Genomic DNA, 19,887 nt, shown 5'->3' on the forward strand with positions numbered 1-19,887 from the left:
GGCTAGGCGTCCCGAGCGGCAAGGGGTTAGGATCGGGATCGCTGTAGTTATCGAACGCGTGCTCCGGGGTCGGTGAAAATCCGAACCGGCGGTGATAGTCCGCGACCCGGTCGAATCCATCGACCGGTTGAACCGGTGGAATTCCGGTACCGACGGTTAAAGTCCGGATGGGAGGCAGTACGCGTTGGGACGGTTTCGAGCGTCGCCGACCATCGGCGTACCCACTCGGACCCGGACTCGTCGTGGACCCGTTCCCACACCCTTTTCCCCGGAGCCTGAAGCAGGCGAAGGGACGTAGGGCGTGTTCACCGGAATCGTGGAAGAACTCGGCGAGGTCATCTCCGTCGAACCGGCCGGAACCTCCGGCGAGGCCGTGCTGCTCACCGTGCGCGGGCCACTGGCGAGCTCCGACGCGGGGCACGGCGACTCCATCGCGGTCAACGGCGTGTGCCTGACCGTCGTCGAGCTCGGTGAGGGAACCTTCACCGCCGACGTCATGAAGGAGTCGCTGGACCGGTCGAGTCTGGGGTCCCTCGTCCCCGGATCACCCGTCAACCTGGAGCGCGCCGCGCGCAGCGACGGCCGTCTGGGCGGGCACATCGTCCAGGGACACGTGGACGGCACCGCGGTCCTCCTCTCCCGAGACCCGGGCGACAAGTGGGACGTGCTCCGCTTCGCCCTGGCCCCGGAGCTGTCCCCCTACGTGGTGGAGAAGGGCTCCATCACCGTGGACGGCACCAGCCTCACGGTCTCCGCGGTCAGCGAGCCCGGAGCCCTGGAGGAGTCCTTCGAGGTCAGCCTCATTCCGGCCACCCTGGCCGCCACCACCCTGGGCGGCCTGGCCGTCGGCGCCGTCGTCAACATCGAGGTCGACGTCATCGCCAAGTACGTGGAGCGCATCACCGCCGTCGCACGCGCCCGCGAGAGCGCCCGTACCTGAGGCACCCGCGCCCTAGAGCGCCCACCACCCACCACTCAGCACCGACGTACCTTCAGGGAGCGGGAATGACCGTCACCGACACCACCCCGTCCGCCGACACCACCGACTCGCAGGACTCCGCGGGCACCGTGGTCCTCGACCCGATTGAGGACGCCATCACCGAGTTCGCCGCCGGACGCGCCATCGTGGTCGTGGACGACGAGGACCGGGAGAACGAGGGCGACATCATCTTCGCCGCCGAACTCGCCACCCCCGAACTCTTGGCCTTCATGATCCGCCACACCTCCGGCGTGGTGTGCGTGCCCATGGAGGGCGAGGAACTGGACCGCCTCGACCTGCCGCTGATGACCGCGCGCAACGAGGAGAGCCTGCGCACCGCCTACACGGTCACCGTCGACGCCCGAGAGGGCGTGACCACCGGGATCTCCGCCGCCGATCGCGCGCGTACCGTCCGGCTGTTGGCCTCCGCCGAGAGCACCGCCACCGACTTCGTGCGCCCCGGCCACGTCCTGCCGCTGCGCGCTCGACCGGGCGGTGTCCTGGCCCGTCGCGGGCACACCGAGGCCTCCATCGACTTCGCCCGCCTGGCCGGGCTGCGCCCCGCCGGTGTCCTGGCCGAGGTGGTCAACGACGACGGCACCATGGCCCGTCTGCCGCGACTGCGCCGGTTCGCCGACGAACACGGCCTGAAGTTGGTGTCGGTGGAGCAGTTGGCCGCCCACCGCATCGCCCTGGGGGAGACCCTCACCGCCGAGCAGGCCGCACCCGCGTTGGTCACACGCCAGGTGGAGACCCGCGTGCCGAACCGGCACGGTGAGTGGCGGGCGGTCGGCTACAAGGGCACCACAGACGGCGCCGAGCACGTCGCCCTGGTCCACGGTGACCTCACCGACGGCGTCGACGTCCTGGCCCGCCTGCACTCGGAGTGCCTGACCGGGGACGCCTTCGGTTCGCGGCGCTGCGACTGCGGCGCCCAACTGGACGCCGCCATGGCCGAGATCGTCGAGGCGGGCCGCGGTGTCGTGGTCTACCTGGGCGGACACGAGGGGCGCGGGATCGGCCTGCTGCACAAGCTGCGCGCCTACAGCCTCCAGGACCAGGGCGTGGACACCGTCGACGCGAACCTGCGGCTGGGGCTGCCCGCCGACGCGCGCGAGTTCGGCGCGGGAACACAGATCCTCACCGACCTCGGGGTGTCCTCGGTGCGGTTGTTGAGCAACAACCCCGTCAAGGCCGAGGCACTGGAGAAGTACGGGGTGCGGGTGAGCGAACGGGTTCCCATGCCCACGTTCGTCACCGACGACAACCTCGCCTACCTGCTGGCCAAGCGGGACCGGATGGGTCACGACCTGGCCGGCGTCGCCCGCTAGCGGGCCCCACCCCCCAGTTCGGGCCCGCCGTCGGGCGGGCCCACCGCATGTTCGTCATCACGTGGAAAGGCCGGTCATGAGTGGTACAGGACGTCCCGAACAAGAGCGGGTCGAGGCCGACGGGCTCTCGGTGGGCATCGTCGCCACCAAGTGGAACGCCCCGATCATCGAGCCGATGCTCGCCAACGCCCTGGAGGTCGTCAAGGAGTCCGGCGTCTCCGATCCGGTGGTGATCCACGTGGCCGGTGCGGTGGAGATCCCCGTCGTGGCACAGGAACTGGCCCGAAGGCACGACGCGGTGATCGCCTTGGGCGCCGTCATCCGCGGCGGTACCCCACACTTCGACTACGTGTGCCGATCGGTCACCCACGGGTTGACGGAGGTGGCCCTGCGCGAATCCACCCCCGTGGGCAACGGTGTGCTCACGTGTGACACCCTGGAACAGGCGCGTGACCGTGCCGGCCTGCCGGGAAGCGCCGAGAACAAGGGCGCCGAGGCTGCGTTGGCCGCCCTGGACACGGCGGTGGCCCTGCGCGGGCTACGTCGCTGAACCACACCCTCCTCGTCGGCGCGCGCCGCAGTCGTATCCCAGCAGGACCGTGTGGTCACGGATGGAGCAGTCGGTGCGGACGAAGGAACAACCTGTGGACGAGGCGTCGAAGCGGCCCGAGCTGCCGAGGACCTGGCGTCCCCGGGCGGTGCGCTGGGTCGCCTACGGGATGTGTGTGCTGATCGTGGGGACCATGTTGGTGCTCGCGATCGTCCTGCCCGGTGACTGGCGACCACTGGACCGGATCATGATCGTCGGGCTGGGGTTGGTCATCGCCGCCGGGCTGCACATGCTGGGTCGTCCGCGGCTGATCGCCACCGAGGACAACGTGGTCGTCATCAACGGGATCCGCACCCACTACCTGGCGTGGCCCGAGGTGTTGGACATCCGCATGCCGGTGGGGGAGCCCTGGCCGTGCGTGGACCTGTCCGATGGCACCTCGCTGCCGGTGATGGGGATCCAGAGCGCCGATGGTGACCTGTCCCGGCGCAACCTGGAGGAGTTCCGTTCGATGCTGGGCCGGGGCGAGGCCGCCGAGCCGAACCGGCCCGCCTAGTCGCCGGTCTCGATCACCGGTCGCCGACCGCCGTGACCGGGCCTCTTCGTAGAAGCAACCGAATCGAGCCCTCGTTTCCTGGAGGAACGGGGGCTCTTCGGTGTTGTGTGGGGCACATAGGTTGGTACCGAGTCCGGCGGATCTCGGGATCGACCCGCCGGGAGGAAGTCTGGAAGAGGTGCCGTGTGCGTGATATCCGAGCGACCGTGTCCGACCTGTACGCCTCAGGTGAGACGTTCGCGATGGCCACGGTGATCGACACCTACAAGAGCGCGCCCCGGGACGCCGGGGCGGCCATGCTGGTGAGCACCTCGGGTGAGGTGACGGGCAGCGTGTCCGGGGGCTGCGTGGAGGGCGCCGTCTACGAGGAGTCCCTGGAGGCCATCCGCACCGGAGACCCGGCGCGCCGCACCTACGGCGTGAGCGACGACGACGCCTTCAGCGTGGGGCTGACCTGTGGCGGAACCCTGCACATGTTCGTGGAGGCGATCAGCAGGGACACCTACCCGCAGCTGGGCGCCGTGTTGGCCGCCATCGACGAGCACCGGCCGGTGGCGGTGGCCACCATCGTGTCCGATCCCTCGGGGCCCGGGAGGGTGGGCCATCGCCGAGTGGTGTGGCCCGACAACGCCGAGGGCGACCTGGGCCCGGGAGGGGAGCGCCTGGCCGACGCCTTGGACGACGACGTGCGCGGCATGCTCGCCCAGGGCAGCACCGGCCTGTTGCACTACGGCGTGGACGGGCAGCGTCGCGGCGACGAGCTGGAGGTGTTCGTCCAGTCGTTCGCCCCGGCCCCTCGCATGCTGGTGTTCGGCGCGATCGACTTCGCGGCGGCCGTCGCCGACCTGGGTACCTACCTGGGCTACCGGGTGACGGTGTGCGACGCTCGGCCGGTCTTCGCCACCGCCAAGCGTTTCCCCACCGCCGAGGAGGTGGTGGTCAAGTGGCCGCACGTGTTCCTGGACGAGATCGCCGAGGAGATCGACCGGCGCACCGCGATCTGTGTCCTGACCCACGACCCCAAGTTCGACGTGCCGGTGCTCAAGCGGGCGTTGAGCACCGAGGCCGGGTACATCGGTGCGATGGGTTCACGCCGCACCCACGAGGACCGGTTGGACCGACTGCGCGAGGCCGGAGTCCCAGAGGAGGCCCTGGAGCGGTTGCACTCGCCGATCGGGCTGGATCTGGGAGCGCGCACACCCGAGGAGACCGCGGTGTCCATCGCGGCCGAACTGGTGCAGAGCCGGTGGGGCGGCAGCGGGCGCGCACTGCGTGAGACCACCGGACGCATCCACCGGGACACCCCGGTGCCCCCGCTGGTTCCGGCCGGATTCGGTCACCCTCGAAGGTGAACCGAAACGCCTCGGGTGGTGAACGCGCAGCTCAGCGCGGTGATCGCGACGCGGGGTAGCGAAAATCCTCCACCGGCTCTTGAAGGCGCCCCATGCGCGGCTTCGACGCGTGGCATCATCGCGTCATGGCTACAGGGGAAATGGCTATAGGAGAAGAAGCGGAGGGCGGAGGGGTCGAGTACAGGGGGAACGTCGCCGGGCTGCTGTTGGCGGCCGGCTCGGGTAGCAGACTCGGTCGACCCAAGGCACTGGTCGAACTGGGTGGCGAACGTCTGGTCGATCGCGGGGTGCGCACCCTGGCGGAGGGAGGCTGTGCCTGCGTCATGGTGGTCCTGGGAGCCGCCGACACCACGGTCGACGGCGCCGTGACCGTGCACAACCCCGACTGGTCCACTGGAATGGGCTCGTCGGTGCGGACGGGTATCGACGCCCTCCCCGACACCGTCGACGCCGTCCTCGTCGCTTTGGCCGACCAACCGTTGGTCACCCCCGAGGCGGTCCGCCGTCTGGTGGAGGCCTTCGAACAGGGAGCGCGCGCGGCCGCGGCCACTTACAACGGCAACCCCCGCAACCCGGTGCTGCTGGGCCGTGAACACTGGTCCACGGTCTACTCCATGGCCGAACGCGACGTGGGGGCCCGTCCCTTCCTGCGCGCCTACTCGCACGTGGTGACGACGGTGCCCTGCGACGACGTGGCCAGCCCCGAGGACATCGACACCGCCGAGGACCTGGCCCGACTCAGTGAGGTGCTCGACCGCGCCTGAGGGCCCGGGCGCGACCCGCGGCCCGGGCCCCGGCGTGGCTCAGCCCACCAGCGGTTCGGCGAGGACGCCGAAGTCGTGTTCCACGGCCTGACCGGGGGACAGGACCAACAGGTCGGTTCCGCCGTTGAAGGCGTCGGGCGGACAGGTCATGGGCTCGGCCGCCAGGTGGGCACGGTGCGCGTCCCCGCCCAGCGTGTCGGCGCTGAACAGTTGCAGCCAGTCGTATCCGGGGCCCGCCCACAGCGCCACCCGGTGCTCGGGTCCGCCGAGCCGCACCCAGGCGCGTCCGCGCTCGTCCCGCAGTAGGTCGGTGAAGGCCGTGTCCAGCACGGTGACGCCCAGATCGCGGCCGGGCGGGAGCAGGTCGAACCCGCCACCCTCCACCGGCACGGGCGCGCCCGTGGGGATGAGGTTCTCGTCGGTGGGCTGGCAGCTTCCGGCGTCGGCGGACACGGTGAGCACGCCGCGCGCGGACAGTTCGTCCAGGGGCCTGCCCAGGGTGAGGTAGGGGTGGAATCCCACACCGTAGGGAGCGTCGCCCTCCCCTGTGTTGACTGCCCTCACGCTCACGGTCAGCCCCTCGGAGGAGAGCCGGTGGCGGGCGGTCAGCTCCAGCGGGAAGGGGTAGCCGGACGTGCCCTCGAAGGCCAGCCGCAGGGTCACCTCGTCCTCGCGCGCGTCGACCGGGCTCCAGTCCTGGTCGTGCACCAGGCCGTGGATCGCCGAACCGGTCCCGGGGTCGTCGACCGCCAGGCGGTACTCGGTTCCCTGGAAGGTGTATCGCCCCCCGGCCACACGGTTGGGCCAGGGAGCCAACAACTGACCCTGGAACGCCTGGGGCCCCTCTCCCCGGGTGTAGGGCCACACCAGGTCGTGGTCGCGCCAGGTGAGGGCCTGCAAGCCCGCACCGACCCGGTCCACTCGCGCTCGGTAGTCACCCGAGCGCAGTTCGAACACCTCGCCCACCTGTCCGCCTTCCTCATCGTGGTCCGGCCCACGCCGAACCCGGCGATCTTAGCGTGACCGGTACGGACCGGCGGAGACGCGGGTCGGCCCGGACCCGGTCATCCGAGGAGGGTGTCCAGCGGGATGAGGACCCCCGACCCGAGGGCGAGCAGGCCGGTGGACATCAAGACGACCACCATCAGGATCGAACCTCCCACGGCCAGTCGGAAGGCGGCCAGTCGACGACGCGCCTTCACCTTCTCCTTCGCGGAGGTGCGTCCCAGGTACAGCAGGACCACGGCCAGCAGGACCGGGAACCACCAGGAGGCGCCCATCCCACCCGGCAACAACCCGGTCAGGGCGGCGGCCCCTTCGCTCAGCGGGTTGGCGCTGAAGTCCAACAGCCCGGTGTAGGCGTCCACCACCATGGGGCTCTCGGGGAAGAAGCCCTCCTCTGGGCGCAGTGCCCGCCCCAACCCGTCGACGAGGCCGAACAGGGCGGCCGGGTAGGCGAACCGGCGACAGCGTCCGGCCCGCATGGCCCGCTGGATCTGCCCCATGGTCCGTTCGACCCGGCGGGAGTCGCGTTCCTGTCGACGCGCCAGCCTGCGCTGTTCCTTGGGGGTGACGGCCTCTTGTGGGCGGGTGGGGTCGTGCGGAACGGCCGGGTTGTCGGGGCGGGTGGCCGCCTCGGCCCGACGTTGATTGGCCGAGGCCGCCTTCTCCTTGGTGCTGTCCCACCTCTCGCGTGCCGAACCGGCGAGGGAGGCCCACCGGTCCTGGCGGCGGGCACGGCCGTCGGCGCGCTCGCGTTCGGCGACGGCCGAGCCGATCCGGTCCGCCTCGGGCAACAGGAGCAGGGCGGTGAGCATCGCAGAACGCGAGGTCAGCGGGTCGCCGCCGTCACGCAGCGCGGCGCGGCGCTGCTCCGTCCACCAGGGCGCGTTGGGCGCGGAGCTGCGCTGCTGCGGGTGCCAGGACTGGCGGCGTAGCAGCGACCGGTTCTGGGACTCGGTCTCCGGGGCCAGGACCAGCTCGACGGCGCGTGCCCAGGTGGTGTCGATCTCGTGTGCGGCGGGGCGTCGGGGCGCGTCGGGCCCCGAACCCACCAGTCCGTCGATGGTCTCCTGGACGCGGCGCACCAACAGGGGAACCTCGTGTTGGACGCGTTCCAGCAGCGCGCAGCGGCCGGAGCCGCCCGAACGACAGGTGGGGTGCGGGCACCAGTGTTGGGAGCCGAGCCCCACCACGCCCGACTCCACGGCCTCGCGCACCACCGAGTGTCGGCTGGCGTCTCCGGTGGCCAGGGTCAGCAGTCCGTCGGCGCTGATCTCGTGGCCGCGGAACCTGGGCGGCATGCCGGGCACGTAACGGGCGGCCAGGGCGCTGATGGCCACGTGCGCCAGGTCGGGGCGCTCGTCCAGGCCGGTGAGGTAGGAACGGTCGAAGGTGTAGTCGTTGACCTCGCGATCCAGCCAGGTACGCAGTTCCGACCAGTGGCTGCGCAGCCACAGCGCGCCGGTGTCGGAGCGGTCCAGCAGGTCGAAGGCCAGGCTGGGCGGGTCCTCGTGGGTGGCCCCGGCGAACGAGATCGGGCGCAGCCTGCGTGCCGTACGGATGCGGGGCCGCTCGCCGGCCAGCCACGCGGCGACCTCGTCGTGTCCCCAACGGGCCGCCGGCGCGGGCGCGAGCAGGCCTCGGGCCAGCAGCCGCCAGCGTTCGTCGGTGATCGCCGAGATGTCGACCTCGGTGTTGCGGGCGGTCAGCCAATTGCCGCCGCGCTCGGGGCGGCGGCCGGTGATCAGCTCGTGCACCATCACACCCAGCGACCACCAGGCGGCGGGCGCCTCGCGCCGACCCTCGATGACCTCGGGGGCGGCGTAGTCCTCGGTGATGGCCTGTCCGCCGTAGACACGGCTCATGGTGGCACGCACGGCGCCGCCGAAGTCGGTGAGCGCGACCACTGGTGGGTCCAGGTCGCGCACCAGAAGGTTCTCCGGCTTGACGTCGGTGTGGTTGTGCTGGAGCTCGGCCTGCCAGTGGTGCAGACAGTCGGTGACGGAGCGCACGACGGCCTCGGCGCGTGCGTCGTCCAAGGGCGCCTCGTCGATGATCTCGCGCAGGGTTCCGTGGGCGAAGTACTCCTGGGCCTCCCAGGCCAGGTCCTCGCCCCAGGAGCTGGCGGCGGTGCCGTATCCCTGGATGGCGGGTGTGTGGGGGGAACCGGTGCCGCGTGCGCGCAGCCGGTCCAGGAGCTCGCGGTTGATGTCGTGGCCGGGCCGGTACACCTTCAGGGCGAGTCGGCGACCCGGGGAATCGGTGGGTTCGGCCAGGTAGACGACGGCCTCACCACCGGCGCCGAGTCGGTCCAGGACCTGGTAGCGGCGTCGCAGCTCGGCGGGTACGGCGTAGTCGAGGTCACCGGCGGGGCCGATGACCACACGCGAGGCCAGGCGGGCGACCCAGTCCAGCAGGGGGCCGAGGAGCACACGCCACCAGGAGCTCCGGTCGGAACGATCGGAACCGGTCGGGGACACGGAGCCCGCGGAGGCGGGTCGTCGGACCCGGGTGGCGTCGGCTCCGGGGGGAGAGGCGGCGGGGGAGTGGCCCGCGGCCTCGGGTGAAACGACCCGGGTGGCGCCGGCGCCGGCCGGAGGGACGACACGGGTGGGGGACTCGTCGGGTCCCTGCCCCGGGGGGCGGGCCGCCCCCGGTCGGAACACACGTGTGACCCAGCGTGTGGCCCCCACCGCCGGGTTGACGCGGGTGGTGGGCGCGACGGGGTCGATCCGTCGGGTCGGTGCGTTGTCGTCACCGGGGTCGGGCGTGACCATCGAGGCCGGATCCATCCTTCGAGCGGCGTGGCTGTACGGGCGTCCGGGGGAGGGAACGTCCCTTCCAGACTAGGCCGTACGTGTGCCCGAGCGGAGGGGTGTCCCCACCCCTTGCCGGCGGGGCGTGCACGCCCCTTCCCCCGTTTTCCGATTGGACTCCGCCGAGGCCGTTCCGGTTCCCGATCCTGTCCCGGGATTGACTTCCTCCCCACGCCTAAAGGCGGGAGATTCCAACCAACGGCAACGCCGGTTGGTGCGCCTGCCCTCGCGGGGGCGCCGGTTCCTGCTTCGTCGACCGGGTAACCCCGAGGTCTCCGCAGGCTGACACCGCATGCCCTGCGGCGTGAAGGATGTTCTTGGCCGCGTTCACATCGGCGTGATCGGTATGAGCACAAGAAGTGCACACGAACTCGGCTTGGCTCTTGCGCGAGTTCGCGTCCACCACCTTGCACCGATAACACGTCTGCGAGGTGTAGGCGGGGTCGACCAGCACGATCCGCGTGCCGGTCCTGCGCGCGCTGTTGCGCAGCGCGAGTTCGAGCCGGTGCCACCCCTTGTCCAGGATGGCCCGATTCAGACCGGACTTTTGACGCACCTGCTTACCGGGGGCTTCCAGGAACCCCTTGGCCGAGGCGGTCATGTCGGTGGTGCGCAGGCTCTCCAGCACCACCACGCTGTGGCGGGTGGTCAGCTGGTGGGCGAGCCGGCCACAGAAGTCGGCGCGCCGGTCCACCGCACGGGTGGCGATAGACCCCAGGGCCTGGAGGGTCTTGGCCCGGTTGGCCGACCCCTTCTTACGCTGGGACAGTTTGCGCTGAAGGCGTAGGTGTCGGGCCTTTTCGCCAGGTGTGAGGTAGGGGCGGTCGTGGAACTCGCCGGTGGACAGAGTCGCGGCGACCTTCACACCCCGGTCCACCCCCACCGGGGTACCCGGATGGTGCTCGGGGGTGAACAACCCGTCCTCCACAAGGAACGACACGAACCAGTGCCCGCCCTTACGGGACACCGTCGCCGAGCGGATCGTGCCCCCGATCGGTCGGGAGGAGCGCAACCGCACCCAGCCCAGTTTCGGCAGCTTGGCCCGCACCCACTTGCGGTTCAGCTTCTCCACGGTGATGAGGTTCCCGGCCGGGAAGCGGAACGAGGGCCTCCACCGGTACTTGGCCCGCCAGCGCACGTTGAAGGTGCCCTTCTCCCGACAGGCCCGGTCCAGGTCCTTCAACGTCTGCTGGAGCACATGCGAGGGGGCCGCCTTCAGCCAGGCCTCTTCGGTCTTGGCCTCGGCCAGCTGGGCGGCCTGGAGGTGGTAGCCGCAGAAAGGCCCCTGCCGGCCTCGGGTGTAGCGGTCCACGTACTGGCGGCGCTGATCCAGAGCGGTGTTCCACACCGCCCGGCACAGGTCACCGAACTCGGTACACATCGCGGCCTGTGCATCGGTCAGAGCAAGCCGGTAACGACGACCCGTCAACATCGTGCAACACCCCCTTCCCTCTCAGCGGCTCTCCTGGCCCCCCACATCACGCTCGATCGCTCCCAGCAGGGCGCCTCCGACGGTGGCCACGAAGTAGCCGTGGGTCCACAGCATCGGGCGGGCGGGACTTCAGGTGCCCGAGATCCCTCGCGCACGATCTCCTTCAGCCGTTCCTCGACACAGCCCCCCGGCACGCGGCGTCGGTGCATGGGGTGCCAGAGCACGTGGAGGGCTCGTGGGAAGGTGATGCCGCAGATCGAGCACGGAGTGACGGACGTGTGACTCATCGTATGGCAAAGGGCGGTTCAATGATCCCGTTCGCGGAAGAACGGCTACCCCCAGGGGGTGAACCCAGGGTCTGCGCCGCCCGAAAAGCTCCGATCACCTTCGGAAGGGGGCGCGGGTCAGTGCTCGCGGCGCGGGGGAAGACCGAGCCTTCGGCAGGACTCCCGGTACATGCGCACGACCTCCCAGCGGATCTGCGCGCGTTCGGTGAGCGTCTCGCCCCAGGGCACGCGCACCGTGCGTTCGGTCCCGTCCACGGTGATCGCGTAGTCGCCGCCCTCGGCGTCCAGGTCCACCATGCGGGCCGCGGTGGCTTCGGGTTCTCCACCCAGGCCACGGCAGATGACGAGGGTGTCCTCGGGGTGGTCGTCGTTCATGTGGCGGGTGACGGCGGCGACGACCTCGGCGGAGAAGGGGTTGGACGGCACGGTCGGGGCTCCTGTCGATGGCGGACACACGAAAAGGACGGAGGAGGGCGGGGTCGTGCCCTCCTCCGTCGACGATATCCGAGGCCTCTCAGGGTTATGACGTGGTGTCGTCAAGCCTGGGGCGGTGGCCGCTCCCCCGTGCGGTCACACCCGGACATCGTTCCCCGAGGTCGAAGGGACCTCGGGGGTCCCGGCCGGTGGCGGCCGTCGGATGCCGGGCCGGGACGTCCCCCGTCGAAGACGATCAGGCCTGGCGGGTGAACTCGGCGTCGATCTCGATGGTGATCTTGTCGCCGACGACCACGCCGCCACCGTCCATCGGCATCTCGATGTCCACGCCGAACTTCTTGCGGCTGATGGTGGTGGAGGCGGAGAAGCCCGCGCGGTCCAGGCCGTAGGGGTCGAGGGTGGAGCCGTTGAACTCCAGGTCCAGCTCGATCGGGTGGGTGTTGCCCTTGATGGTGAGCTCGCCCTTGAGGACGAAGTCCTCGCCCTTGGCCTCGATGCCGGTGGAGCGGAACTTGAACTCCGGGTTCTCCTCGACGCTGAAGAAGTCGGCCGAACGGATGTGGGCGTCACGGTCGGTGTTGTCGGTGTTGATCGAGGCCGAGTCGATGGTGGCCTCGACGGACGCCTTGGTGGCGTCCTCCGGGACCGTCAGGGTGGCGTCGAACTTCTCGAAGCGACCGCGGACCTTGCTGACCATCATGTGGCGGACCGAGAACCCGACGATGCTGTGGGCGGTGTCGATCTTCCAGGTGCCGGGCTTGAGTTCCTGAGCGGCCATGGTGTCTCTCCCTGTGTCTGTGTACGACCCGGTTCGGGGTCGAGGTTCCTGCGATCAAGTACTTTACTCGGTAGCAAAGTGCCTTAGAAGTATCTTCCTGGGAAGGAGCTTAGATGATCGTTCGTGGGTTGGCAAGCCCCTCCCGTTAGAATCGGCGAATATGGACAAGACCTGGCTCGACGCCGACGAACAGCGGGTCTGGCGCGGGTTCCTGCGGATGAACTCCTCGATCTACGAAGAGCTCGAACGTGACCTGCGCGACCGTGACGGGCTCACGCTCACCGAGTACGGGATCCTCGCCCACCTGTCGGAGATGCCGGACCGGCGCATGCGCATGCGCGACCTCGCCGAAACCGTCATCGTGTCCAAGAGCCGGCTGTCCCACCAGATCGCGCGCCTGGAACGCGACGGACACGTTCGCCGCGAGGCCTGCGCCGACGACCGGCGGGGCTTTTGGGCGGTGCTCACCGAAACGGGCGCAGAAACCCTGCGCGCGGCCGCTCCCGGGCACGCGACCCGCGTGCGCTCCCTGGTCTTCGATCGGCTCACCCCCGAACAGGTCGACGGCCTCCGTGAGATCGTCCGGGCCCTCGGGGGGACCCCCGAGTCCCCTCCCGACGGGATCCCGGGCTGATAGCGGATCCGAGGGGCACCTGATCGCACCCGCGGCCACTTCGGGCCTACTTCGGCGAACCACTGGCCCACACCGCCCACTCCTGTGAAGCTGGACCGGGGCCGGCGCGCGAGTGAGGGGACGGCCCCGCACGGTGGCCGTCCGCGGCCGGAGGAGGGGAGAGGTCACATCGTTCTGTCCGAGAAGCGTTCCCATGACGGACACGCGTCCCAGGTAGAGTCGGAACCCGTGAGCAGACCATCCATCATCGGCGCCCAGAACTTCCGCGACGACGACGGCAGCGCCGACCCGGTAGTCGAGGCCCGGCTGCGCGACCACGCCGCCGGCAAGATCGGCGACCGCCAAGTCCTGGCCGCGCTCAGCGACTCCCGAGTGCTCATCCCGGTCGTGGCCGTGGCCACCGAGATCGAAGAGGGAGTGGGCGGCCTCACCAAGGACAAGAACAGCGAGGTCGCGATCCCCATCATGACCGGCAAGGACGGTCGTCGGGGAGTACTCGCCTTCACCTCCGTGGACGCCGTCCGACGCTGGCGCCCCGACGCCCGCCCCGTTCCGTTCACCGCCCAGGACGCCTGCCAGGCCACCCTGGAGGAGAACGCCGACGCGCTCGTCCTGGACGTGTCCGGCCCGGTGCCCCACACCATCCAGGGCCGCTTCCTCACCATGCTCGCCGAACAGGGCACCGTCCCCGAACCCAAGGACGACCCCCAGGTGTTGGCCCTGATCTACCGGGTGACGCACGCGGAGTTCGGCATCGAGCGCGTACGCATCCACTCCTCCGAACGCGGCGACATCGGCATCCGCCTCGAACTGGACGAACGCGACGACGAGTCGCTGCGCCGGGTCGCGGAACGACTGTCCACCGAGCTCGAACACGTGCTGCCGGGCGGGATCGAACTCAGCGCCGTGGTGCGCGCCCAACGCGACGAGGAGTGAGCGGGGTGAGCGGGGACGGACCCGTTCCGTCCCCTCCAGGGTCGTCCACAGGCTCGCCGAGGCACTGTGATCCCGGCTCCGGGGCGGGTAGTTTCCGATCATGTCCACCCCCTTGGTGCTGAGCCTCACCCTGACGCCCTGGTCGATCCCCGCCGCCCTCTCACTGGGCCTGGTCGGTCTGCTCGTCGGGCGCGCCACCGGTCGATTGGTGCACCTGTTCGGACCGGCCCGCCCCCATACCGAACCGATCCGTCCCGCGTCCGTGGGCCCTCCAGGTCAGGACGGTGCCATACCGGGGGCCGTCGCCGAAGAAGGCGCGCTGGAGGAGCAGGACACCGGCCCGCCGCCACCACGATGTCCGCACTGCCACACCGAACTGTCGTTCGTACGTGGCCTACCGGCCGTGGCCGCCCGCGACTTCCGACGCCTCGGACGCTGCCCCTGGTGTGAACGGGGAGTGGACCCGCACGCACCGGCCGCCATCGCCACCGCCGTCCTATTCGCCCTGATCGGCGCGGTCTTCCCCCATCACCTACAGGACTGGTCCCTGTTCGGTCTCGCGGCGGTCCTGTGGTTCGCCGCCCTGGGCACCCTGTTGTCCGCCATCGACCTGCGGGTGATGCGACTGCCGGACGCCGTCGTCGCCCCCGCCTACCCCATGGCCGGGCTGCTGCTGGCCGCCTCCGTGCTGCTGCCGCCCAGCGGCCCGGACCTGCAGCGCGGCGCCCAGGCCCTGGTCGGAATGGTGCTCATCACGGTCCTGTACTGGAGCCTGTGGCGGGTCCACCCGCGCGGGCTCGGCTTCGGCGACGTCAAATTGTCCGGACTGACCGGGTTGTACACCGGCTGGGCCGCGGGACCGGTCGGCGCGCTGGTCGGCGTGTTCTGGGCCTTCTCCGCCTTCGCCGTGGTCGGCCTGATCCTGTTGCTGCTGCGCAGAGCCGGTCGCTCAGACCCCCTGCCGCTCGGACCGTTCATGATCGCCGCCACCCTCGCCACCGTCCTCGCGGGCCGACCACTCCTGCCTTAATCCCCATCCCGAGTGCGACCTCGGGTCATGGTTCGTGGGAGGATCGTGCACATGTTGCGTTGGCTGACCGCGGGGGAGTCCCACGGACCGGCACTCGTCGCGATTTTGGAGGGCCTCCCGGCCGGCGTGTCCGTCACCTCTGACGACATCGCCGCCGCGCTGCTCCGACGCCGCGCCGGGTACGGTCGAGGCGCCCGGATGAAGTTCGAGAAAGACCAGGTCTCCGTCATCGGAGGCATCCGACACGGCCGTACCCAGGGGGGACCGGTCGCCATCGAGGTCGGGAACACCGAGTGGCCCAAGTGGGAGAAGGTGATGTCGCCGGACCCGGTTCCCGCGGAGGAACTGGAGAGCCTGGCGCGTAACGCCCCGCTGACCCGGCCCCGTCCCGGTCACGCCGACCTCGTGGGCATGCAGAAGTACGGGCACACCGAGTCCCGCCCCATCCTCGAACGGGCCAGCGCCCGCGAGACCGCGGCGCGCGTGGCCGTCGGGGAGGTCGCTCGACGGTTCTGCCGCCAGGCGCTCGGCATCGAGATCCTCAGCCACGTGGTCTCCATGGGACCCGTGGCCGTACCCGAGGGCACGCCCGAACCCGCCCCGCGAGACCTCGCCGCGATCGACGAGGACCCGCTGCGCTGCTTCGACGCCGCCACCAGCGCCCGCATGGTCGAGGAGGTCGACGACACCAAGAAGTCCGGGGACACCCTGGGCGGAGTCGTCGAGGTGCTGGCCTACGGCCTGCCGCCCGGCCTGGGCAGCCACGTGCACTGGGACCGTCGTCTGGACTCTCGCCTGGCCGGTGCCCTCATGGGCGTCCAGGCGATCAAGGGCGTGGAGGTCGGTGACGGTTTCCGCACCGCGGCCCGCCGCGGTTCCGAGGCCCACGACGAGATCGAGCCCGGCCCCGACGGTGTGCGCCGTCGCACCAACCGCGCCGGTGGCGTCGAGGGCGGCATGTCCACCGGTGACCCGCTGCGTGTGCGCGCCGCGATGAAGCCCATCGCCACCGTGCCCAACGCGTTGGACACCATCGACATCGAGACCCACGAGCCCACCAAGGCCAACCACCAGCGCAGCGACGTCACCGCGGTCCCGGCCGCCGGCGTGGTCGCCGAGGCGATGGTGGCCCTGGTCATCGCGGAGGCGGCCATCGAGAAGTTCGGCGGCGACTCGGTTCCCGAGACCGCCCGCAACCTCCAGAGCTACCTGGACTCGTTGACGATCCGCTAGAGGACCGACCCGGCCCGCCCCTCACCGAAGGGCGGGCCGGCCTTCGACACCGTTCGTACCCGCCCCCCGAGGGCTTTCTGCTAGACAAGAGGACGAACGGCAGCGACTTCCCCTCCCACACTCGTGGGAGGACGTGACCCCCGATAGGTAGGCAGAGCGTGGCAAGAGCGATCGCGGTCCTCATCGGTTCGCCCGGTTCGGGCAAGTCCACCGTCGGCGAGGCGTTGGCCCGCCGCCTGGACTCGGACCTGTTGTGCACCGACACCGAGATCGAGAAGCGCGCGGGCAAGCCCATCGGCGACATCTTCATCGAGGACGGCGAGGAGCACTTCCGCGCCTTGGAACGCGAGGTCGTCGCGGAGGGGCTGCGGGCCTGGGAGGGCGTCATCGCGGTCGGTGGCGGCGCCGTCCTGGACCAGGAGACCCGCAAGGACCTGGCCGAACACCACGTGGTCTACCTGCAGGTCGACTTCGGTGAGGCCGCCAAGCGAGTGGGCATGGACGTGGCCCGCCCCCTGCTGTCCGGCAACCCGCGCACACAGCTGCGCAAGCTCCTCAACGAGCGCCTGCCCGTCTACGAGGGCCTGGCCTCGGTGACGGTGCCGACCACGGACCTGCATCCCGAGGAGATCGTGGACACCATCGTCTCCTCCCTGCCCGGAAAGGCCGACCAGTGAGCGTGACCCGCATCGGTGTGGGCGACCCCGCCGGACGCTACGACGTGCTGGTCGGAGAGAACCTCCTGAACGAGCTGCCCGGACTGGTGGAGGGCGCCGCGCAGGTCGCCGTCATCCACCCGGAGGGCCTCACCGGCATCGCCCAAGGCGTGGTCACCGCGCTGGAGGCCGGTGGATGCACCGTCCGCCCGATGCCCGTGCCGGACGGCGAGGCCGCCAAGACCGCCGCCGTCGCCACCGACCTGTGGTCCAGGCTGGGCTCGTTCAACTTCACCCGCAGCGACGCCGTGGTCGGCGTGGGCGGTGGCGCCGCCACCGACCTGGCCGGATTCGTCGCCGCGAGCTGGCTGCGCGGGGTGCGTTCGGTGCTGGTGCCCACCACGCTGTTGGGCATGGTCGACGCCGCCGTGGGCGGCAAGACCGGCATCAACACCCCTGAGGGCAAGAACCTCGTCGGCGCCTTCCACCCGCCGGCGGGGGTCCTGTGCGACCTCACCACCTTGGAGGGCCTGCCCAAGGCCGACTACATCGGAGGCCTCGCGGAGATCATCAAGGCCGGGTTCATCGACGACCCCGTCATCTGCGAGCTGATCGAGGCCGACCCCGAGGGCGCCACCACCCCCGGCGGCGAGCACACCCGGGAGCTCATCGAGCGCGCCATCCGCTTCAAGGGCGACGTGGTCTCCGGTGACCTCAAGGAGAGCGGGCTCCGGGAGGTCCTCAACTACGGCCACACCCTCGGGCACGCCATCGAGCGCGCCGAGAACTACACCTTCCGGCACGGCTACGCCGTCGCGATCGGCATGGTCTTCGCCGCCGAACTGGCCCGTCTGGACGGGCGAGTCGACCAGGCACTGGTCCGCCGCCACCGCGACGTCCTGGCCTCGGTGGGCCTGCCCACCTCCTACACGGCCCAGTCCTGGGAGGCGCTGCGCGCCACCATGAGCGTGGACAAGAAGGCCCGTGGCAACACCCTGCGGTTCGTGGTCCTGGACGGCCTGGCCACCCCGGCGATCCTCGCCGGCCCCGCCCCCGAGCTGCTCGACGAGGCCTACCGCTTGATCTCGGGCGACACCGGCGCGCCGCGTTTCCACTAGACTGCGAAGGGAAGGCGGGGAGCGTCCATGGGCCGTGAAACAGCACGGTAACGGGCCCCACGCCTCGTCACACCGATCATCGACCGGGCCGCCATGTCCGGTTTCCGACGTGTCAAACCTCTTGGAGAGACGACCGAAGTGGCCACGACGAACGACATCAAGAACGGCTCCACCCTTCGACTCGACGGCGGCGTCCTCTGGAATGTCATCGAGTTCCAGCACGTCAAGCCGGGCAAGGGCGGCGCGTTCGTCCGTACCAAGCTGAAGAACGTCCTCACCGGCAAGACCGTCGACAAGACCTTCAACGCCGGCATCAAGGTCGAGTTCGCCAACGTGGACCGCAGCGACATGGAGTACCTGTACCACGACGGTGATTCCTTCATCTTCATGGACAACCAGACCTTCGACCAGCTCCCGGTCCCCGAGGCCGTCGTCGGCGACGCCAAGGGCTTCCTGCTGGAGAACACCAAGGTCACGGTCGCCACCCACGAGGGCAACCCGCTGTACATCGAGATGCCCGCCGCCGTCGAGCTGGAGATCACCCAGACCGACCCGGGCGTCCAGGGCGACCGCTCCACCGGCGGCACCAAGCCCGCCACGGTGCAGACCGGCGCCACCATCCAGGTGCCCCTGTTCGTCACCACGGGCGAGCGGGTCAAGGTCGACACCCGCACCGGTGACTACCTCGGGCGTGTCAACTGATGAGTGGTGCACGGCGCAAGGCACGTAGGCGCGCGGTAGAGGTCCTCTATGAGGCCGAGGTGCGCGGCACGACGGTCGAAGACGTCATCAAGCGTCGCCTGGCCCAGCCCGAGCCGCCGATCAACGAGTTCACCGAGCGGCTCGCCCGCTCCGTCGACGAACGACGTGAGCGTATCGACGAGCTCCTCAACGAGTACGCCATCGGGTGGACCCTGGAGCGCATGCCGGTGGTCGACCGCAACATCCTGCGGATGGGCGCCTTCGAGCTGCTGTGGGCCGACGACATCCCCGACGGCGTGGCGATCGCCGAGGCGGTCGGTGTGGCCAAGGAGCTGTCCACCGACGATTCGCCCAACTTCATCAGCGGACTTCTGTCTAGGCTGATGGAGAACAAGTCCACGCTCTCGCTCTGAGGCGCCCTACCGGCGACGACGCCCGCCGGCGCTTCGGGTGAGGGGCCACGAGCTGAATGAGGGAACAGGTGACTGACAGCAGGGGCACGTCCGAGACCGCCACCGGTGGTTTCGGAGTGAGCGGTTTGACCGGCCCGGCGCGCGCGGCCAACGCCGCACGGACCGCGGTGGTGTGGGACGCGCTGTCCCGGCTGCTGGCCCGCCTGTCCGAGGACGGTCCCCTGGAGATCGTCGACGCGGGCGGGGGCACCGGGGGAGCCGCCGTCCCGCTCGCCGAGTTGGGTCACCGGGTGACCGTCGTCGAACCCAGCCCGGACTCGCTCGCCGCCCTGGAACGCCGAGCGGCGGAGAGCGGTGTGACGGTGCGCGGGGTCCAGGGGGAGACCCGGGACCTGGCGTCCCTGTTCCCCGAGGGCGGCGCCGACCTGGTGCTGGTGCACAACGTCCTGGAATACGTCGACGAACCGGCCGCCGCGCTGGCCGACGTCGTGGGGATCACCCGGCCCGGAGGCGCGGTGAGCCTGCTGGCTACCAACGCGGTCGCCGGGGCCCTGCACCGCGCCCTGGCCGGGCGGATCAGCGAGGCCCACCACCTGCTGTCGGACGCCGACGGCCGGTGGGGCGAGGCCGACCCGATGCCACGACGTTTCACCCGTCAGCAGCTCTTGGAACTCATCGCCCGGACCGGTCTGACCGGTGAGAGCATCCGTGGGGTACGGGTGTTCGCCGACGTCCTTCCCGGGCACGCCTGGGAGCGGGACGCGCAGGCCGGCCAGCACCTGGTGGAGCTGGAGAAGGCCGCCGCGGACCACCCGGAGCTGCTCGGTATCGCCACCCAGCTGCACGTCATCGCGCACCGGGCCTGAGCGGCCCTCGCATGTAC

Annotated in this window: 20 protein-coding genes, 1 pseudogene and 1 riboswitch; of the genes and pseudogenes, 15 read left to right on the forward strand and 6 right to left on the reverse strand. The window is 70.3% G+C overall.

The features are described 5' to 3' along the window. The first annotated feature begins 54 nt into the window (after positions 1–54). A riboswitch (FMN riboswitch) is annotated at positions 55–185 on the forward strand. 116 nt (positions 186–301) lie between these two features. From ACWGSK_RS13620 to ACWGSK_RS13645, 6 genes are all read left to right on the forward strand, one after another. Continuing rightward, on the forward strand, positions 302–940 hold the full coding sequence (locus ACWGSK_RS13620) for a riboflavin synthase (protein ID WP_358507524.1): 639 nt from the start codon (positions 302–304) through the stop codon (positions 938–940). A gap of 65 nt (positions 941–1,005) precedes the next feature. Beyond that, positions 1,006–2,310: a bifunctional 3,4-dihydroxy-2-butanone-4-phosphate synthase/GTP cyclohydrolase II gene (locus ACWGSK_RS13625; RefSeq protein WP_452455940.1), complete on the forward strand. Its 1,305-nt coding sequence runs from the start codon at positions 1,006–1,008 to the stop codon at positions 2,308–2,310. 76 nt (positions 2,311–2,386) lie between these two features. Beyond that, positions 2,387–2,860, forward strand: coding sequence for a 6,7-dimethyl-8-ribityllumazine synthase (gene ribH / locus ACWGSK_RS13630; RefSeq protein ID WP_358507528.1), 474 nt, complete (start codon positions 2,387–2,389; stop codon positions 2,858–2,860). A 94-nt stretch (positions 2,861–2,954) separates the two neighbouring features. Further along, a complete protein-coding gene (locus tag ACWGSK_RS13635) occupies positions 2,955–3,416 on the forward strand; it encodes a PH domain-containing protein (RefSeq protein WP_358507530.1) in 462 nt (153 codons plus the stop codon). A gap of 185 nt (positions 3,417–3,601) precedes the next feature. After that, complete coding sequence (locus ACWGSK_RS13640; protein ID WP_358507532.1) at positions 3,602–4,768, forward strand: XdhC family protein; 1,167 nt, start codon at positions 3,602–3,604, stop codon at positions 4,766–4,768. A gap of 140 nt (positions 4,769–4,908) precedes the next feature. Next, positions 4,909–5,532, forward strand: a complete 624-nt coding sequence (locus tag ACWGSK_RS13645) for a nucleotidyltransferase family protein (protein ID WP_358507633.1) — start codon at positions 4,909–4,911, stop codon at positions 5,530–5,532. 39 nt (positions 5,533–5,571) lie between these two features. Here the strand turns inward: ACWGSK_RS13645 and ACWGSK_RS13650 are convergent, their stop codons facing one another. The 6 genes and pseudogenes from ACWGSK_RS13650 to ACWGSK_RS13675 form a co-directional block, all read right to left on the reverse strand. Beyond that, positions 5,572–6,498 carry an aldose 1-epimerase family protein gene (locus tag ACWGSK_RS13650; RefSeq protein ID WP_452455941.1) on the reverse strand — a complete coding sequence of 309 codons (927 nt, stop codon included), beginning with the start codon at positions 6,496–6,498 and terminating at the stop codon, positions 5,572–5,574. 98 nt (positions 6,499–6,596) lie between these two features. Then, positions 6,597–9,311: a protein kinase domain-containing protein gene (locus ACWGSK_RS13655; protein WP_452455942.1), complete on the reverse strand. Its 2,715-nt coding sequence runs from the start codon at positions 9,309–9,311 to the stop codon at positions 6,597–6,599. Positions 9,312–9,525: 214 nt separating this feature from the next. After that, positions 9,526–10,782 carry an RNA-guided endonuclease InsQ/TnpB family protein gene (locus ACWGSK_RS13660; protein WP_452455943.1) on the reverse strand — a complete coding sequence of 419 codons (1,257 nt, stop codon included), beginning with the start codon at positions 10,780–10,782 and terminating at the stop codon, positions 9,526–9,528. A 21-nt stretch (positions 10,783–10,803) separates the two neighbouring features. Beyond that, positions 10,804–11,069, reverse strand: a pseudogene (locus tag ACWGSK_RS13665) (hypothetical protein). Positions 11,070–11,186: 117 nt separating this feature from the next. Continuing rightward, positions 11,187–11,495, reverse strand: coding sequence for a DUF2470 domain-containing protein (locus ACWGSK_RS13670; protein WP_358507540.1), 309 nt, complete (start codon positions 11,493–11,495; stop codon positions 11,187–11,189). 244 nt (positions 11,496–11,739) lie between these two features. Then, a complete protein-coding gene (locus tag ACWGSK_RS13675; RefSeq protein WP_452455944.1) occupies positions 11,740–12,282 on the reverse strand; it encodes a YceI family protein in 543 nt (180 codons plus the stop codon). Positions 12,283–12,442: 160 nt separating this feature from the next. On the opposite strand from ACWGSK_RS13675, the gene ACWGSK_RS13680 reads away from it, so the two are divergent. The 9 genes from ACWGSK_RS13680 (at position 12,443) to ACWGSK_RS13720 (ending at position 19,870) form a co-directional block, all read left to right on the forward strand. Next, positions 12,443–12,916, forward strand: a complete 474-nt coding sequence (locus ACWGSK_RS13680; RefSeq protein ID WP_358507544.1) for a MarR family winged helix-turn-helix transcriptional regulator — start codon at positions 12,443–12,445, stop codon at positions 12,914–12,916. Positions 12,917–13,144: 228 nt separating this feature from the next. Beyond that, positions 13,145–13,852, forward strand: coding sequence for an SseB family protein (locus ACWGSK_RS13685; RefSeq protein ID WP_358507546.1), 708 nt, complete (start codon positions 13,145–13,147; stop codon positions 13,850–13,852). Positions 13,853–13,952: 100 nt separating this feature from the next. Beyond that, positions 13,953–14,882: a prepilin peptidase gene (locus tag ACWGSK_RS13690; RefSeq protein WP_358507548.1), complete on the forward strand. Its 930-nt coding sequence runs from the start codon at positions 13,953–13,955 to the stop codon at positions 14,880–14,882. A 51-nt stretch (positions 14,883–14,933) separates the two neighbouring features. Beyond that, positions 14,934–16,115: a chorismate synthase gene (gene aroC, locus ACWGSK_RS13695; RefSeq protein ID WP_452455945.1), complete on the forward strand. Its 1,182-nt coding sequence runs from the start codon at positions 14,934–14,936 to the stop codon at positions 16,113–16,115. A gap of 158 nt (positions 16,116–16,273) precedes the next feature. Further along, positions 16,274–16,792, forward strand: a complete 519-nt coding sequence (locus ACWGSK_RS13700; protein WP_358507552.1) for a shikimate kinase — start codon at positions 16,274–16,276, stop codon at positions 16,790–16,792. Continuing rightward, positions 16,789–17,889, forward strand: a complete 1,101-nt coding sequence (gene aroB / locus ACWGSK_RS13705) for a 3-dehydroquinate synthase (protein ID WP_452455946.1) — start codon at positions 16,789–16,791, stop codon at positions 17,887–17,889. Before ACWGSK_RS13700 ends, aroB begins: the two co-directional genes overlap by 4 nt. Before the next feature lie 138 nt (positions 17,890–18,027). Further along, complete coding sequence (gene efp, locus ACWGSK_RS13710; protein WP_358507556.1) at positions 18,028–18,591, forward strand: elongation factor P; 564 nt, start codon at positions 18,028–18,030, stop codon at positions 18,589–18,591. Continuing rightward, positions 18,591–19,004, forward strand: coding sequence for a transcription antitermination factor NusB (gene nusB / locus ACWGSK_RS13715; protein WP_358507558.1), 414 nt, complete (start codon positions 18,591–18,593; stop codon positions 19,002–19,004). Before efp ends, nusB begins: the two co-directional genes overlap by 1 nt. 68 nt (positions 19,005–19,072) lie before the next feature. Continuing rightward, the gene (locus ACWGSK_RS13720) at positions 19,073–19,870 is read left to right on the forward strand and encodes a methyltransferase domain-containing protein (RefSeq protein WP_452455947.1); all 798 of its coding nucleotides are present in this window, start codon (positions 19,073–19,075) and stop codon (positions 19,868–19,870) included. Positions 19,871–19,887: the final 17 nt, after the last annotated feature.

Source organism: Nocardiopsis sp. NPDC055551 (assembly GCF_053619415.1).